The sequence below is a fragment of the Bacillus sp. FSL W8-1143 genome (assembly GCF_037965155.1).
Taxonomy (GTDB): Bacteria; Bacillota; Bacilli; order Bacillales; family Bacillaceae; genus Bacillus; species Bacillus pumilus.
The window spans coordinates 718,514-737,066 of sequence record NZ_CP150182.1 but is presented as its reverse complement, the minus strand read 5'-3'; the positions used below and the strand labels follow the sequence as shown (position 1 = coordinate 737,066).

6 protein-coding genes are annotated in these 18,553 nt (G+C 44.2%); 3 read left to right on the top strand and 3 right to left on the bottom strand.

What is annotated here, in order from left to right; genetic code table 11:
• Window positions 1–13 precede the first annotated feature (13 nt).
• The 3 genes from putP (at window position 14) to NSQ36_RS03520 (ending at window position 3,874) form a co-directional block, all read left to right on the top strand.
• Window positions 14–1,495, top strand: a complete 1,482-nt coding sequence (gene putP, locus NSQ36_RS03530; protein ID WP_126741168.1) for a sodium/proline symporter PutP — start codon at window positions 14–16, stop codon at window positions 1,493–1,495.
• A 161-nt stretch (window positions 1,496–1,656) separates the two neighbouring features.
• A complete protein-coding gene (locus NSQ36_RS03525) occupies window positions 1,657–2,355 on the top strand; it encodes an MgtC/SapB family protein (protein WP_170966033.1) in 699 nt (232 codons plus the stop codon).
• Between the two features lie 112 nt (window positions 2,356–2,467).
• Window positions 2,468–3,874 carry an alkaline phosphatase gene (locus tag NSQ36_RS03520; RefSeq protein WP_339206792.1) on the top strand — a complete coding sequence of 469 codons (1,407 nt, stop codon included), beginning with the start codon at window positions 2,468–2,470 and terminating at the stop codon, window positions 3,872–3,874.
• Between the two features lie 42 nt (window positions 3,875–3,916).
• Here NSQ36_RS03520 and NSQ36_RS03515 read toward each other — a convergent pair whose 3' ends face one another.
• The 3 genes from NSQ36_RS03515 to NSQ36_RS03505 are packed head-to-tail and all read right to left on the bottom strand — an operon-like array spanning window position 3,917 to window position 18,552.
• A complete protein-coding gene (locus NSQ36_RS03515) occupies window positions 3,917–4,924 on the bottom strand; it encodes a phosphotransferase enzyme family protein (protein ID WP_339206790.1) in 1,008 nt (335 codons plus the stop codon).
• Window positions 4,917–11,327: an HAD-IIIC family phosphatase gene (locus tag NSQ36_RS03510; RefSeq protein ID WP_339206788.1), complete on the bottom strand. Its 6,411-nt coding sequence runs from the start codon at window positions 11,325–11,327 to the stop codon at window positions 4,917–4,919. Before NSQ36_RS03510 ends, NSQ36_RS03515 begins: the two co-directional genes overlap by 8 nt.
• Window positions 11,320–18,552 (bottom strand): SDR family NAD(P)-dependent oxidoreductase, encoded by a 7,233-nt coding sequence (locus tag NSQ36_RS03505; protein WP_339206786.1) that lies wholly within the window; start codon window positions 18,550–18,552, stop codon window positions 11,320–11,322. Before NSQ36_RS03505 ends, NSQ36_RS03510 begins: the two co-directional genes overlap by 8 nt.
• Between the last annotated feature and the right edge of the window lies 1 nt (window position 18,553).

Below are 18,553 nucleotides of genomic sequence, written 5' to 3'. Positions count from 1 at the left end.
GTGAGAACACAAAATGAGTATTGAAGTTACAATTTCCTTATCTATTTATTTTATCGGGATGCTTGCCATCGGTTGGTATGCATTCAGGAAAACACATGATTTAAATGATTATATGCTTGGTGGACGCGGACTTGGTCCATTCGTTACAGCTCTTTCAGCAGGTGCTGCGGATATGAGCGGCTGGATGCTGATGGGTGTACCAGGTGAAATGTATAAAACAGGTTTATCGACTACCTGGCTTGCGATTGGTCTCATCGTCGGTGCTTACTTAAACTATCTCATTCTTGCACCCCGTTTACGTTCTTATACAGAAATTGCTGATGATGCCATTACGATTCCTGATTTCTTTGATAAACGATTCAAAGGATCATCTTCTTTATTAAAAGCTGTATCAGCTGTCATCATTTTAATATTCTTTACGCTGTATACATCGTCTGGGATGGTATCAGGCGGACGTTTATTTGAGTCAGCATTTGGTGCACACTACATGTTTGGACTGATTTTGACGTCAAGTATTGTTATTTTGTATACATTGTTTGGTGGATTCCTGGCAGTGAGCTTAACGGACTTTGTCCAAGGAGCTATCATGTTTTTAGCATTAGTGCTCGTGCCGATCGTTGCCTTTACACAATTAGGTGGACCTGTTGCCACATTCCAAGATATTCAACAGATTGATCCTAAATTGCTTGATATTTTTAGAGGAACGAGCGTCATTGGCATTATATCCTTCCTCGCTTGGGGACTAGGTTACTTTGGACAGCCGCATATTATCGTGCGCTTTATGGCGATTACGTCCGTCAAAGACTTAAAACCAGCACGCCGCATCGGAATGAGCTGGATGATTATTTCAGTAATTGGTTCACTATCTGTCGGTTTAGTCGGTGTTGCCTATGTTCATGAAACGGGTATGAACCTTGCTGACCCTGAAACGATCTTTATCGTCTTTTCTAAGGTGCTGTTCCATCCATATATCACTGGATTTTTACTTTCTGCCATTTTAGCGGCGATTATGAGTTCAATTTCGTCTCAGCTGCTTGTCACAGCAAGTGCGATGACAGAGGATTTATACAGAACGTTCTTTAGAAAAAAAGCATCTGATAAAGAGCTCGTGATGATTGGCCGTATGTCTGTACTCGTTGTCGCTGTAATTGCCCTTTGCCTTTCACTTAATCCAAGTGATACCATTCTTGACCTTGTCGGTTATGCGTGGGCTGGATTTGGTTCTTCATTCGGTCCAGTCATCTTACTTTGCCTATACTGGAAGCGAATGAATCATCATGGTGCCCTTGTTGGGATGATTGTTGGTGCGATAGTCGTTCTCACATGGATCACGACAGGCCTTAACCATGCAACAGGTATTTATGAAATGATTCCTGGCTTTACGTTAAGTGGATTAGCTGCCATTATTGTGAGCTTATTGACAAGTAAGCCGTCAAAAGCATCAAAACAGCTATTTAACAAAATGGAAAATCATCTTGAAGAAGAAACAAAATAAAGAACATGAAGGGTCGTCTGCCTTATGCGGATGACTCTCTTTTTAAATTAAATAAAAAGCTTTTCTTTCTTCCGATTCTGAATAAAATAAGAGTTGTGCAGCCATATGGGCTATGAGAAGATCATATACATGATGTGAAACGTACATGAAGTGAAGGAGCGATACGCATGTTTTGGACAATTGAATGGGATACAGTCTTAAAATTAGCCGTGGCCACCTTAATCGGTTTGATTATTGGGCTTGAACGCGAGCTGAAGAAAAAGCCGCTCGGCTTAAAAACGTGTATTGTCATTGCTGTCAGCTCCTGCGTGTTAACCATCATCAGCATTGATGCAGCCTACAATTTCCCTCGAGTCTCTAGGCTTCAAATGGACCCACTCAGGTTACCGGCGCAAATTATATCTGGTGTTGGTTTTATTGGAGCAGGTGTGATTCTGCGAAAAAGCAATGATGTCATCTCAGGTCTTACGACTTCTGCGATGATCTGGGGAGCAGCAGGACTTGGGGTTGCAACAGGTGCAGGATTTTATAAAGAAGCCTTCCTCAGTCTTTTCTTTATTCTGGTTAGTGTCGAATTTCTACCATGGCTCTTCCAGCGGATCGGACCGATTCGCTTACAGGAAAAAGAAATCCGCATCAGAATGTCTCTTTCTGATCGAAACCGTATGACGGATATTTTAAAAGAAATGAAAGCCCTCAACATTCGCATTCATTCTGTTCGTATTGATGATTTAACAGAAAAGAACTATCCGATTATGGAAGTACGCGTACGCGTGCATAAAGATCGCTATACAACCGATGTGTATTTTGATATTAAAGATCTAGAAGGCGTCGTTGGCGTCAAGTGTGATACGGTATAAAAGGTGATGAGGCAAAAGTCTCATCCCTTTTTTTATGGGAAAAGGGGTTGAACCATTGCCCTCATTCAAATAAAATACAAATTATGAAATAAATGATAAAAGGGGATTTTTCATGGGCTCTATGGATCGTAAAAAACGTATTTTTCTTATGAGTGGGATTCTAGCGGTACTCGTATTCGCTGCTTTATTGACCTCACATTATGTCACTCCCGTCTCAACAAATGCAGCAGACAAGAAACAAACGAAAACACCAAAAAATGTTATTTTTATCGTTGGCGATGGAATGGGGATGCCCGTGATCAAAGCCTACCGCACATTCAAGCAGGAAAAGCTTGGTTCTCCAAAAGCACAAACCGTCTGGGACCCGTATTTAGTCGGGATGCAGACCACACACCCAGATGATCCTCGAGATAATATTACCGACTCAGCTGCCGCAGCCACGGCCATGGCGACTGGAAAAAAGACATACAATGATGCCATCGCCGTCAACCAAGAAAAAGAACCTCTTAGAAGTGTCGTTGAAGCAGCAAAGGAAGCACAAATGAAAACAGCCTTTGTTGTCTCATCTGACATCACCGATGCTACACCTGCCGCTTTTGGCACACATAACGTCTCCCGAAAAAACAAAGAACAAATTGCAGACCACTTTTATGATGAGAAAATAGACGGAGAGCACAAAGTTGATATCCTTCTAGGTGGCGGCATGCAATATTTTGACCGAAAAGACCGTGATCTTGTGAAAGAATTTGAGAAGAGCGGTTATTCCATACTAAGGTCAAAAGATGATTTAACCTCCCAATCATCTTCGAAAATGCTCGGCTTATTCCAGGAGGACGAACTGGATCGAGCCATCGATCGTCCAAAGCATGTGCCTACTTTAAAAGCCATGACGCAGTCAGCATTAGCCCAATTAAATCAAGACAATTCGCATGGGTTTTTCATGCTGCTTGAAGGTAGTACCATTGATTCTGCTGGACATGAAAATGATGTGGTCGGCGCAATGAGTGAGATGGAGGATTTTGAGAAAGCAGTCCAAGCGGCTCTTCAATTCGCTAAAAAGGATCAAGAAACACTCGTTGTCATCACAGCAGATCATGCGACTGGCGGCTTTTCGTTTGGTGCAGACGGCATGACAAGTGAAACTGGCTATAAATGGGACCCAGCACCTATTTTAGCTGCTAAGAAAACACCTGTGTATATGGCAAAGAAAATCGCAGGCGGACAATCGGTACGTGATGTCCTTCACACCCATATTGATTTCTCGCTCACAAATGAGGAAATCTCACAGGTGGAGAAAGCGGCACAATCAGGGAAAGCCAGTACAATTCAACTCAGCATTCAACACATCTTTGATCAGCGTTCTTTCTCAGGCTGGACAACCTTTGCTCATACAGGTGAGGATGTCCCTGTCTATGCATATGGACCTGGTAAAGCAGCATTTCAAGGCTGGATCGATAATACAAAGCAAGGAAAGAACCTGTTTCATATCATTGAATCACCGTCCACCTATCGCCCATAAAAAAACAATCCCCGCCTCATCACATAGGCGGGGATTTTGATTTTAAGATTGACTTAGCTTTGTAAAGTCAAACGTCGTAATCGGTGCTGCTTGCTCAATGTCGGAGCGGAAGCTAGCGAGCATGGCCTTCTCTTCTTCTCCGATGGTAGCCAAATCAAATGCTTGATGCAGCAAGCCATAGATTAGCACGTGACGTAAGCGAAGGAAGTCAGGAATGTAGGCAAGCCACTCATCCCCAAGCTCATTCTCTTCACGATAGCCTTTAAGGAACTGCTTCATAAAGTTTCCTGCAAAAGCTGCTTTGTCTTCGTATGGAATGACTGGGTACCACAACACATTGTATAGCAAAATGCTAATGTCATTCATAAACCAATTGTACCCGATATCATCGAAATCAAAGGTCGTAATTTTGCCTTGATCCCAGTGGAAGTTTCCGTGATGAAGATCCGCATGAACCAATCCGTACGTATCCTGATTTTTCGGAAGCTTTGCCAGCTTTTCCATCAACCGATCCGCTTGTTCGAATACAAGCGTCTGATCGGCTGGGACATACTTACGCAATTTAAGCTGCTCCTCTTCATCCCACTCTTGTCTTTTATATCGCAGATCTGACAGCTGATAGCTTTTTGTCAGTTTATGCATGCGGCCTGTGTACTGTCCAAGGGCATAAAATAATTCATCGTTCCAGTCTGCCTCTTCGACTTTATGGCCTGGTGCTTTTTCATAGACCCGCAGTAAAAATGAACCGCCTTGCCCATCGTCTACTTGCTCGATATCACGGCCATTTAATGAAGCAATTGGTTTTGCAACCGAAAGTCCGCCCTTCGCTAAGTGATGGAGCCATTCCATTTCACCTAAAATATAATCAGGTGATCTGCGGATGGTATGGGTAATTTTTAAAATGAAAGACTCTCCGTCTTTTTTAAGTTCATACACATAGTTTTCTGCATCTGCGATAAAGTGGATGTCACTTCGCTGGACTCCGTATAAATGAGTTGCCTCATCTAAAATTTTTGATTCTTCATATATGGCTTTTACATCTTTATGCATGCTGATTCTCCCTCTTCATATATTTTGCTAATTCTCGAATGGTGTGTTTTTCAGCAAAATTCAAATCATCAACATACCAACCCTTCTTTTCAATCTCTACTTCCATTTTGACAGCAAGTAAAGAATTTCCTCCTAAATCGAAAAAGTCGTTGTCAATTCCTACTTTTTCCACATGAAGAATGTCACACCAAATCTCAAGAAGCAATGCCTCGCGTTCATTGGTTGGCTGTGCGTAAAGTCCCTGATCCTGCGTTAGTTCCGTCTTTAATAATGAACGAAGACCTTCTTGATCATGTACCTTAAGGGCTTTTACATACCCGCTGTGCAGCGTTTGATCTGTTTGAACCGTTTCCCATGTGTAACCTTCAGAAGCTGAATGACTTGCTGTCTCCACCTTTTGACCCTCTATTTCTTCAGCCGGGTGCTGACGAGGTGACAGGTGGTCGACGATCTGAATGTGATCGCTCAGTGAACCGATTTCTTCCACTTGTATCCGGTATGTTTGCTGCTCCCCCATCTCCTGCATCTGGTGCTCTTTCATAAATGACTTGAATAGCTCATTACGTCCAGTCGATGCAAATGTGAATTCAATAGAAGAAAGCTGGTGCTGACGGCTATATTCAGCGAGCCATGTCAGACATTTTTGCTCAATCCCTTTCCCTAGAGCACGGCAGCTTAGCATCCATGCATCAATGATCAAGGTGTCGCCTACATGATGAGCCAAGATCGCCCCTACAATTCCTTCATGACTGAAGCGATCCGCTGCCTCGATAATCCAGCCCTGAACATGCTCATTTTCCATCCGCTCTCTCAGCTGCTGTTCATCAAAGCGCTGATCATTTAAGCGGAATTGGTTAATGCGACTGCTCATTTGCGCCACGCGGGCAAGGTGCTTTTCTCCCCACTCTGTTACACTCATGTTCAAATTCAAATCTTGTAAAAATTGCTCCATTGACGGCGATTCTGCTTTCTCTTTTTGACGAGCTTTTTCAGCCTTGTAGCTCGTTGTTCGCCCTCTATCTTCTTCTGTGACATCATAGCGGTCAAATGCCCAAGCATGCTGAGCGAATAATGGGATCGCTTTTTCATTGGCAGGTAGTAGCATTGTCATCACTTCAGGCAGCTCTTCATTCATACGCAAGCACTGAGCAGGATCATCGTCTAAGAAAATAAACTGAGATAATGAAAGATTCAGTGAATCTGCCATCTCTTTGAGATGTGCCGGTTTACTTTCCCAATTGATCCGCCAGTCGACAATATCATCTTTTTGCAGGATCATATCTGGGTGGTTTTCAAACACGCGCCACACATCTTCTTCATTATTCCTGCTGCTTAAGACAAGCAGGAGACCTTCTTTTTGCTTTTGTTTTAAAAAGCGCTGAAGCATTTGATGTTCTGGCGTAATATCGATGCCTTCTATACCGTCTTCTGAAACGACACCTCTCCAAAGCGTGTGATCACAATCAATGGCCGCCACCTTAAATGGTGCACCTTGCCATGCAATGAACTCGCGTGCGACTTTTGTACCGATGGCTCCACAAAAGACTTCAGTGAATGGGAGATGTGCGGCTTGCTCTCCTTTTGCATCAAAGATGTCATCTATCTGATAGTGCTTCGCAAGCTGACGGCAGTCGATTAATTGAACACCGTCTATCTCAGATAATTGAGCAATCCACTCTCGTTCCACATCTTGCAGCGTGTCTTTAAGAGCAGCACTTATCGGCAGAATCCCAACAAAATATAGGTTATGTTTCGTTTTTGATTTCAGAACGTTTGCAAGTTCTTCAGCATGCTCTGCAGCCAGTTTTTTCTTTTCTTCCAGTGAAAGATGAGCTGGACCCGTGATATCCTCTAATCGAATGAGCAGAAGGTTCGCACCGTTTTTCTTCTGTGAGATAAGGCTGCGCTCATTTAGTAATTCCTGATATACCTGCCCATACGGTGCAAATTGAACATCAAGCTGCACATCAAACTGCTTGGTCCAGTACTGAATGTAAGGTGCGATTGGATCTGCTGTAAATGTCGAGCTAACTGTAAGTACGAGCGGTGCTTTTTCCTCTGCACGCTCCCTTTTCTCCTTTGCTGCCTGTTCTTCTTCCTCTGTAAGCACATCGAAATCCTTGAGCAGTTGATCAGGTGTTTGAACAGCCTGTTCGACCAAGTGCTCGAAGTGCTTGACGAACGCTTGCATTGTCTCATGTTTAAACAGCGCAAGATTGTATTGAAGGACGCACTTTAACTCCCCCGTTACTTCTCTGACAACATCCATTTTCATATCGAGTTTGGATATTCCCTTTGCAAACTCATGTGTTTCGAAGGTTAGTCCATCGGCTTCGATTTTAATATTCGGATCGTACTCATTATGGTAGATGAGCATTGTATCAAAGAATGGATTGCGATGCGGTCTTGTTTTTGGATTCAGATGCTCAACCATTTGGTCAAATGGGTACTCTTGATGGTCATACGCATCCAGCAATACTTGCTTTGTCTGCGCCAGTTGCTCTGTAAAGGTTGATTCTTGTACCATGTCTAGTTTAATTGGCAGGAAGTTTGTAAACATGCCAATTGTATGCTCGATATCTGCATGACGCCGTCCAGCCACAAGTGAACCGACAATCAGCTCCTCTTGATCTGCATAACGTGAGAGCAGTAGCCCATAGAGCTGGAACAAGATAACGTTATTTGTCAGCTGATACTGTTCAGCAAGCTGTTCAATTTTCTCAACGATGTGCGGTTCAATATTGAATTTGATCGCTCTTCCTAAGAAGGATTGTTCCTTCCGTTCAAAATCATATGGCATTGTCAAAGTTGGCACATTTGAGCCAATTTGCTGCTTCCAATAATCCTGCTGCTTTTGAAACATCTCGCTACGGAAATATTTGTCTTGCCATTCTGCATAATCTTTATATTGAACAGTGAGTTCCGGCAAAGTTTCCCCTCGATAGAGCTCAGTAAATTCTTTAATAAAGATGTTCATGCTCGCTCCATCCGCCACAATATTATGCATATCGACTAATAAGAGGTGATCGTTAGCTGCGATTTTCACAAAACGCACACGGATCAATGGTGCAGCCTTTAAATCAAATGGACGAATGAATTCATCGATTTGTGCTTCTAATCCTTCTTCATCAGCCTCTGTCAATTCAACAGCAAATTGGAAGTCATCATGGACACGCTGAACTGGTTCACCATCTTTTAATTCAAAGGTCGTTCGCAAGGTTTCATGACGATCAATTAATTGCTTGAAGGTCTGCTCAAAGCGCTCGACGTCAATTTCACCTTTACACCTTAGTGCCATCGGCATGTTGTAAGAGGTCACTTGACCAATACGCTGATGAATAAGGAATGTCCGTCTTTGAGCAGCAGATAATGGATATGTGTCTTTCTTTTCGACTGGTTCAATCTTGAAATATTGATGCTTCTCTGCCTTTTCGATGAATGCTTGGAGCTTTTCAATTGTCGGATTGTTAAACATGTCTGTGAGCGTTAGCTCTACACCAAACTCTTTGTGAATTTGAGAAATCAGACCGGTGGCATTTAACGAATGTCCGCCAAGCTCAAAGAAATGGTCGTCTCTTTCCACCTTTTCAATTCCTAAAATGTCTTTCCACATCCGCTGTAACGTTGCCTCAATGTCATTCGATGCGGCGGCATGGACTTGATTGTTTTCTTCTATTTCCTGCCCTTTGTTATCCTTTGGCACCACCATTTGCACACCTGAGGATGAAGATAATGCAGATGTATCTACCTTTTCAATCCAATATCGTTGTCGTTCAAACGGATAGGTCGGCAAGGATACTTTTTGATTTGATGTCTGATTTCGCAATTTTGTCCAGTCAACCGGCACCCCTTGAAGCCAGATGTCACCCAATCTTCCCAGCAGGTAGCGGTCGTCGGCTGCCTCTTCTTTTGGATGACGCATCAATGGAATCGGCTGCTGATGATGTTCCTTTGAAGCTTGGCGAATAAAGGCACTTAACGTATTCCCCGGCCCGACTTCAACGAAAATAGGATCAAGCTCCGTTAATAATGTCTCTGCTCCATCACGGAAACGAACCGCTTGCCGCAAATGATTAGCCCAATATGCCGGGTCTTGCACTGCTTCATGGTCAATCCACGTACCTGTGACGTTAGAAATATACGGGATAGACGGCGCATTCAATTGATACTCGGCTACCTTTTCTTTAAATGATGGCAGGATGTCATCCATCATTTTAGAATGGAAGGCATGAGAGGTGTGAAGCTTCCTGCACCCATGTCCAGCAGCCTCCAGCTTCTCAGCAAGTGCATCAATGGCTACGGTCTCACCTGACACTACGCACAATTCAGGACCATTTACTGCTGCAAGTGAAAGATCATCTGTTAAATATGGCAGCACGTTCTGTTCACTCAAAGGAACACTCAGCATAGAGCCTTTTGGAAGCTGGCTAATGAGCTGTCCGCGATAAGCCACAAGATCTACAGCATCTTCAACAGATAGTAAACCAGATACCGCAGCAGCCGTATATTCTCCAATACTGTGACCGATCAGTGCCTGCGGTTTGACGCCAAAATGAATCAGCAATTTAGCCAAAGCATATTCCACACTAAACAGAAGCGGCTGCGTATATTCTGTTTGATTGATCAGCTGACGATCATCACTTGCTTCTGTTGAGAATAAAATACGAAATGGGTCAACTGAGACATGCTGTTTGAATTGATTCAAGCATTGATCCAGCGCTTCTTTAAAGACTGGATATTTGTCATAAAGCTGACGCCCCATGTCTACATACTGAGATCCTTGGCCTGGGAAAAGAAAGACGACTGGACGGCTCGATGTTTGGGAGCTGGCCGTCTTGACCACCTCTTTTGACCTTTGATTCAGCGCCTGTAACATATCCGCCGTGTTACTTCCAAGAATGACACGTTTATGCGGGAAATGATGGCGCCCTGTTTGCAGCGTATAGGCAACGTCACTTAGACGAACATGCTGCTGATGCTGAAGTAAGTAGTCCGCAAGGCGATCCGTCATTTTTTCAAGAGCTGCTGGTGTTTTGGCAGATAATAAAAGAAGTTCACTATCCTCAGGGCTATCAGCGGCAACACGTGTAGCAGGTGCTTCTTCTAAAATGACATGAGCATTTGTTCCACCTATCCCAAATGAGCTTACACCTGCTCGGCGAGGAGATTCCTGCGTGCTCCATGGCGTCAAGTCTGTGTTTACAACGAAAGGCGAATTGGTAAATTCAATTTTTTCATTTGGCGTTTCAAAATGAATGGTCGGCGGAATCACTTGATGCTTTAAGCTTAAAACGGTTTTAATAAAGCCCGCGACACCTGATGCATCATTCAGATGACCAACATTTGATTTGACAGAGCCAATGCGGCAAAAGCCTTTTTTATCTGTATCAAATGCTTGCTTGAGCGCTTCAATTTCGATCGGATCTCCGAGGGTTGTCCCCGTTCCATGTGCTTCAATGTACGAAATGGTTTCAGGTTCCACCTCAGCCATTCGAAGTGCTGTCTTAATCGCTGAAACTTGACCTTTCGTACTCGGCGCTGTATATCCTACTTTTCTATTTCCATCATTATTAATAGATGACCCTTTGATGACAGCATAAATGTGATCGCCGTCTTCAATGGCATCCTCTAAATTTTTTAAAATAACGGCTCCTGCACCATCACCAAAAACGGTTCCATCGGCTTTGTTATCAAAGACGCGGCAATGCCCGTCAGATGAATGGATCATGCCTTCTTGATACAGATAGCCCGATTTTTGCGGCAGACGAATGGACACGCCACCTGCAACAGCCATATGACAGTCGCCGCTTAATAAAGCCTGAACGGCTAAATGAATCGACACCATCGAGGTCGAGCAGGCGGTTTGCACCACCATACTCGGTCCCTTCAGATTTAATTTATATGAAATCATCGTCGCTAAATAATCACGCATATTCAGAACGGCAGCTTCCAGTGTTTTCGAATCCTCACCTTGAGCCGCCCCTTGAAGTGCTCTCATGACCCATTCTGTATTGATCCCTGCACCTGTATAAAGACCGATTTGCCCTTTATATTCAAACGGATCGTACCCAGCGTCTTCAAGCGCTGTCCACACACATTCATGAAACAGTCTAAACTGCGGGTCCATCATGGCCGCTTCCTTTGGTGTATAGTCAAAGAAATCTGCATCAAATAAATCAACATCATCTAGCATCCCTTTTGCTTTAACAAAACGGGGATTTTTTAATAAAGCTTCATCTGTACCTTCACACCGTAACTCTTCTTCTGTAAAAAAGGAGATTGTTTCTTTTCCCTTTTTCAGATTCTCCCAGTACTCATCTACATTTTTGGCCCCTGGAAAACGACCTGCAAGACCGATAACAGCAATTTCTGCGCCATGATAGTGATTCGTTGTATCATTCATTCTCGATTCCGCCTCTCAATCTTTTATTCCGTTGCTGTTTAAAACGAGCTCTTCGATCACCGGAAGTGACGACGGCTAGTTCTTCTTCCATCGCTTCTTCCTTCGAGTCCTCAGAAGGCTGGATATATTTCGCAAGCTCTGCAACAGAAGGGTACGTAAACAACGTCACAACCGCTTCATTTGTTTGAAGTGCTTGATTTAACCGATTGGTGACTTGGACAATATCCAGTGAGCTTGCGCCGAGATCGAAGAAATTGTCGTGAATGCCCACTTGTTCCATGCCCATAAAATCCTGCCATACTTGGCAGATCGCTTTTTCAGTTTCATTTCGAGGCGCCACATATGGATTGCCCAGCTCTGGTCTTTCGTGCTTAGACACTTCATACGAATTCTCATCCGCTACGGTCTTAGGCTCTAGTGACAGCCATTGATCTATCCGTTCATCAAGATTTCCTGTGGACACGAGCATGTGTCGATTCTGCCGGCTAGACAGAACATACTGGAACAGCTCAGCACCCTCTTCTGGTAAAATTGCAAGCTCATTGATCGATTCACCAATTGTGGATTCTAGTTCACCCCAGAAATTCCACGCATCCCAGTTCACACACATCCACGGGGTTTGACTATGTTGATTAAGTCTAGCTGCAAATGCATCCATATATAAGTTAGCCGCTGAGTAAGCAGAGAATCCTAAGCCCCCAAGCAATGCACTAATGGAAGAAAAGAGAAGACAAAAGTCTGCTTGTTCTTGTTCCAGCAGCTGCTCTAGCACATCGAGCCCTTTCACCTTTGATTGGAATTGATCCTCTCCCTGCGCCAGTGTAGAAGGGATATCTTTGATTGCACGGAAGGATGTACTTCCTGGTAATCCTGCTGCATGGAATACACCATGAACGCCGCCATGCTTTTTGCGAATGGCATCAAATACATGTTTCATCTGATCCAGATCTCCTGCATTCGCCTGCACCGCTTCTACTGTTGCACCTAATCGTTCGAGCTCAAGCACCTTCTCAATTCTCGTGCGCTGCGCTTCATCGGCATTTGCTTGTTGAACATATGACGCCCATTCATTTCTTGGCGGCAATGCCGTTCTGCCAGTTAAATAAAGATGTACATTTCCTTCCTTCGCCAGCATCTTTGATAGAACAAATCCGATACCGCCTAAACCTCCTGTGATCAGATACACACCATTTGGCCTGATCATCTTCGGAAGTCCATCTTCTTTTTGCAGCGGCAAATGCTTGTAGCTTTGCACCCAGCGCTTTCGATGACGATACGCCACAAGCTGGTCCTTTCCAGGCTGCATGATTTCCTGCACAATAAGATCGACAAGGACTTGTTCCTTCCAAGACATGACTTCTGGCACGTCTTCCACATCGATATTCCAGCACTTAATATGATGGTATTCCTGTGAAATGACTTTACATGGTCCAAGCATTGCACTTTTCTCTGCACATATCGTCTCATTGCCTGTAACTGGCTGGATTCCGCTAGTGATCGTAAACAGACGGCATTCTAGAATATTTTTTTGGGCAGCAATCGCTTGAGATAAGAAAATTAAACTGTAATAGCCTTTTTCAATGTGCGCCTGAAAAGCGGCTTGACGATTCGAGTTGTCATTTTCTTTCGCAGCTTCCCATAAATGCAGAATCCGCTGAATATTGATGCCCCTATTAGACAATGAATCTAGCATGTTTCGGTAGTGCTGGCCTTCTGCCGGATTGATCGTAAACGACTCATCTTGCTCTTGATAAGCTTCACCCTTTGTGACAGAAATGACCTTGATACCTTGTTGCGTAAATGAATGGGTAAACAGTTCATGAAAAGCATCCTGTTCCTTGAAAATGAGCCACGTTTGTTCTTCTGTTTCTTTTTTGAAAACTGGTTTTAGCGGCTGCTGCTCCCAAGAAGGCAGGTAGAACCATTCTTCCATCTCTTTTTTCTTCGTTTCTTTAGGAGCGGATAGCTGCGGAGACGCGGGCTTTCCTGCTTCAATCCAATATCGTTTCCGCTCAAATGGATAGGTCGGTAGCGATACGAGCTGACGTTCCTCTTGAGTTGGATGTTGCTGCGCTTTGACCTCGTAGCCCCCTGCCCATAGCTCTCCTATTCTCTTTAAGAAATATGCATGGTCATCCGCTTGTTCTCTCGTATGCCTCACCATATTCAGGACATCATGATGAGACTCTTTGTTTTCATGACGTTTCGCTAATGCCGTCAAGCTGTTTCCAGGTCCAACTTCAATGAGTGCTCGTACTTCATCGGTTAACAGCTGAGATAGACCTTCATGAAAACGAACGGTTCCACGCAGGTGGTTCGTCCAATAAGATGCTGTCATCACCTCTTCGCTTGTCGCCCAGGTGCCTGTGACATTCGATATAAACGGAATCGCCGGCTCGTGCAATTCTACTTTCTCTACGAATCGTTGAAACGCCTCAAGCATCGGCTCCATCATGTAGGAATGAAAGGCATGAGAAGTATGGAGCTGTCTTGTGACAATTCCTTTGTCTTGCAGTTTCATTTCAAATGCAGCGATATGCTCTTCTCTTCCAGAAACGACACAAAGGTCTTTTGCATTGACAGCAGCAACAGAAAGCGATTCATCGATCATTGAGACGAGCTCCACCTCGGGTAATTGCACACTAAGCATCGCGCCTTTTTCCATGTCTTGCATCAATCTTCCTCTTGCCATCACGAGTGTTAATGCAGACTCGAGAGAAAAGACCCCTGACAAACAAGCGGCAACGTACTCGCCGATACTGTGTCCAATCATTGATTCTGGCTCAACACCGCTATGCTGAAGCAATTTGGCTAATGCATACTCAAATATAAAGAGAAGCGGCTGGGCATTTGACGTTTTTGTGATGTCTTCGTTCGTTTCATTCTCGGAAAAAACAATGCTCTTTAAATCCACTTGCTCCGTTTCCATTACATATTTAAAGCATCTATCTACTTCCCATTTGAACACTGGCTCTGCATCATATAATCCGCGCATCATACCAGCATACTGAGCGCCTTGACCCGAAAACATAAAGGTCGCTTTACGCCATTTTTTGCTTCGGAACACACTCGTTTCAAGCTGTTTCTGCTGCATCCATTCATCAGCAGACGCGAGTACGATCGCTTTTCGGTATGGAAATTGCTTTCTGCCATACCGTAATGTATAAGCAATATCTTCAAGCGGGACTTGAGGATGCTGGATCACATACTGCTTTAATCGCTCTGTCATTTCCGCCAAAGCAGTATCTGTTTTTGCAGATAAGACGAGCAGCTGCTTTTGGTTAGAAGCTGGCTTCTGCTTCGCCTGTATGCCCTCTTCTATGATCATATGGGCATTCGTTCCGCCGATACCGAAAGAGCTAACTCCCGCTCTTCTCGGACCATCTGCTTCCTTCCAATACAACGCCTTTTGATTCACATAAAACGGTGTATCTTTGAAAGGAATCTCCTGATTGGGTGATTCATAATGAATGGTTGGCGGAATCGTTTTATGCTGGAGAGCCAAAATGGCTTTAAACAGACCTGCAATCCCTGCCGCACTATTTAAGTGTCCGACATTACTTTTCACAGAACCGATCGGAATCGTCAGCGGATCTGTCCCTTTGAACACTTGACTAAGAGCAGATACCTCAATTGGATCTCCCATGTTTGTCCCCGTACCATGAGCTTCTACATAACCAATGGACGCGGGGTCGATACCTGATTTTTCATACGTTTCTTTTAAAACCTCTGCCTGTCCTTCCACACTCGGAGCGGTAAAACCAGCTTTTCGGCTGCCATCATTGTTCACACCAACCCCTTTGATGACCGCATGAATCGGGTTACCGTCTCTCATCGCATCTTCATAACGTTTTAGCAGAACAATCCCCGCTCCATCTCCGAAAATGGTTCCGCTCGCCTCTTGGTCAAACGGTCGGCAATGTCCATCCTTTGATTGAATCATCCCATCTTGATAGATGTAGCCGATATTTTCTGGAGAACTAACCGTCACACCGCCTGCCAGTGCTGCATCACATTCTTGATTCAATAATGCTTGACAGGCCATGCCAATATTGACAAGTGAGGTCGAACAAGCTGTTTGCATGGTCACACTAGGCCCGTGTAAATTCAATTTATAAGAAAGCTGTGTACTAAAGAACTCACGATCATTTAACAGCATGGCGCTGAATTGCTCAGTTGCTTCCATTTGATGGGCAAAGCGCGTCAGCCACTCATGGTTTGGACTCGTTCCTGTATAAACGCCAATTTTCCCTGCCATTCGATCAGGGTCACAGCCAGCATCCTCCAGCGCTTCCCAAGCACATTCATGCAAGAGCCTGAACTGCGGATCCATTAGCTCTGCCTCTCTAGCAGAATAGTTGAAGAAGTCTGCATCAAAGCCTTCGATTTCTTGTAAACGACCTTTTGCTCCAATGAAATTCGGATGCTGGTAGACAGACGCATCCAGCCCTGCTTTCTTGAGCTCTTCTTCTGTGAAAAAGTGAATCATTTCCTCGCCATTCACAAGACGCTGCCAAAAGTCTTCTAGCGATGAAGCTCCCGGGAATCTTCCAGCCATTCCGACAATCGCAATATCCGTTTGCTCATGGGACGTGTTTTTTACTGGGCGAGAAGCAGGCGTTTGAATCTGTTCTGACTGTTCTTCAAACAAATATTCAGCAAGACTTGCCACTGTCGCAAACCGATACAATTGCACAGTGTCAATTTGCTTGTCCACATGCTCAGATATTTTCGCTGCAAGCTGAGAAATATCAAGGGATGTCGCACCAAATTCGAAAAATGGCGATTCATCATCTATTTGATCAAACCCAAAATGAGTTTGCACAATGTCGTGAATGTCTTTTTGTAAAGAAGCGAGTGAAGCAAAGACACGCTGTTCATTCTGCGGCTTTTGTGGTTCAATGGCTGCCATCGTATTTGTTTGTGCAGAGAAATCAGTTTTATGAAATGGGTACCCAGGTAGCGGAATACGCTGTCTGTTCTTCTCATCTGTTATTGGGAAAGCTAAGCCGACCCCCATTTCCCAAAGAACACCTGCGATTTGAAGCATGTCTCCATCAAGTGGTTCGGTTGTTTTTTCTGCTCCCTTTTCAACTACAATCCCTTGTTTCGTTGAAAGGTCAATGATCAAAGCTGGTGATTCTTGCTCAACTATTGGTGATTTTACAGGCTGATCCATAGTAAGAAGACCCTTTACAGACGATGGGTCGAGAGTGGTTAGTTCCTCCCCAGTTTGCTGCAAGTAAACAGGCTGTTGGAGTGTCCTCTGAGGCAGGGAAGCCAGCCTTTGATTAACCGTCTCGGTATCATGAAGTTGGCACACAATAGATGCCGCATCGTTTAGCTCAAGACCGCCTGCTGCATATAAAGCTGTCCAGACGCCGCTTCCTTCTCCAATCCAGCCATCTGGTTCAATTCCGAGTGATCTTACCATGCTGGCAAAAGCCGATGTCATGATCAGCATCACCACTTCTGATTGACTGCTTTGTTTAGGATGGAACAGCTCGTCTTTTTTGATAGGTACTGCGGATTGGACGAGGCTTATGATTCGATCCACTTCTATTTTGAAAGAAGGATCTTTCTCATACAGCTTGATGTAATCACGTAAACCTGACTCATGATAACCCGTTAGCTTCATGCTGATCCGTTTATAAAGATGACTTTCTCTGCCTGCTGTCTCTTCATTCAGCAATTGCAGCTCCGCTAGTAACTCTTCCCGCGTGGAACAGACAAACGCCTTTCGATATTTGAAAGCCTTTCTTCCACTTTGTAAGGTATAAGCTGCTTCACCAAGTGAGAGATCAGGATGTGAGGAGACATATTCCTTTAAGTTTTTTGTCACGTTCTTCAGATCATGCGTTGATCTAGCTGACAGCACGATTAATTCTTTGGACGAGGCGTTGCTGTTTGCTTTTCTCGGCTTTGCCTCTTCTAAGATGACATGAGCATTGGCTCCCCCTATACCAAAGGCACTGACACCCGCTCTCCTTGGCAATTGAGATGTCTTCCACTCCTCTTTGTCTGTCCCAACATAAAATGGGGTTTGATCAAAAGAAATGCGGTGATTCGGTTTCTCAAAGTGCGGCATCGGGGCAAATTGACGATGATGTAGCATCATGACTGTTTTGATAAAACCAGCTACGCCGCTTGCGGCATCTAAATGCCCAATATTGGCTTTGACTGATCCAATTCGGCAATAGCCTTGTTGATCTGTTTGAAAAGCACGGGTAAGCGCCTCAATCTCAATCGGATCTCCAACAGGCGTCCCCGTTCCATGCGCTTCGATATAAGAAATCGTCTCTGGTTCTGTCTCAGCCATTTCTAACGCAGATTCAATAACACTTGCCTGTCCACTCACACTTGGGGCTGTATAACCGACTTTATTGCTCCCATCATTGTTCGTTGCAGATCCTTTTACGACAGCATAAATAAAATCTCCATCTTCTATCGCATCTTTTAATCGTTTTAGCACAACAACGCCTGCACCTTCACCAAAAATGGTTCCTTTTGCTTTTTCATCAAACGGACGGCAATGACCATCAGGAGAATAAATCATTCCTTCTTGGTATTGATAGCCTGTGATTTGCGGCTGATGGAGTGTGACACCTCCTGCTAACGCAAGGTCACATTCACCGCCGATTAATCCTTGGCAGGCCATATGGATAGCAACAAGCGATGTGGAGCAAGCCGTTTGCACCGATACGCTTGGACCTTTTAGATTTAATTTATAGGCAATCCGAGAAGCAAAGGATGGGTCATTGAGATGCATGATTTGAAACACATCTTCGTTCTTTGCAAGTGACGACATATGCTGCCCCATCCACGATAGATTGCTAGATGCGCCGGCATAAAGTCCAATTAATCCTTCGTATTGCTCGGGCTCATAGCCTGCATCCTCTAGCGCATGCCATGTGCATTCATGCATCAATCGAATTTGCGGGTCCATAATAGATGCCTCTCGCGGAGAGTAGCCAAAAAAGTCTGCATCAAATGATGATACATGTTTTAAATATGGCTTTGCCTTGACATAATCAGAACGTTTTAGCAGCGTTTCATCTACACCCGCTGCCTTTAATTCTTCATCAGTGAAAAACGTAACGGATTCTTTCCCTTGCGATACATTTTCCCAAAACGCTTGCACATTCGGTGCCTCGGGAAATGTACCTGCTAATCCTACAACTGCAATTTCAAGTCCAGATTCGCTCCATTGCTCTTGATCAGACATA

Coding starts and splice junctions, on each gene's coding strand:
- putP (WP_126741168.1), top strand. CDS start 14: ATGAGTATTGAAGTTACAATTTCCTTATCTATTTATTTTATCGGGATG.
- NSQ36_RS03520 (WP_339206792.1), top strand. CDS start 2,468: ATGGGCTCTATGGATCGTAAAAAACGTATTTTTCTTATGAGTGGGATT.
- NSQ36_RS03515 (WP_339206790.1), bottom strand. CDS start 4,924: ATGCATAAAGATGTAAAAGCCATATATGAAGAATCAAAAATTTTAGAT.
- NSQ36_RS03510 (WP_339206788.1), bottom strand. CDS start 11,327: ATGAATGATACAACGAATCACTATCATGGCGCAGAAATTGCTGTTATC.
- NSQ36_RS03505 (WP_339206786.1), bottom strand. CDS start 18,552: ATGTCTGATCAAGAGCAATGGAGCGAATCTGGACTTGAAATTGCAGTT.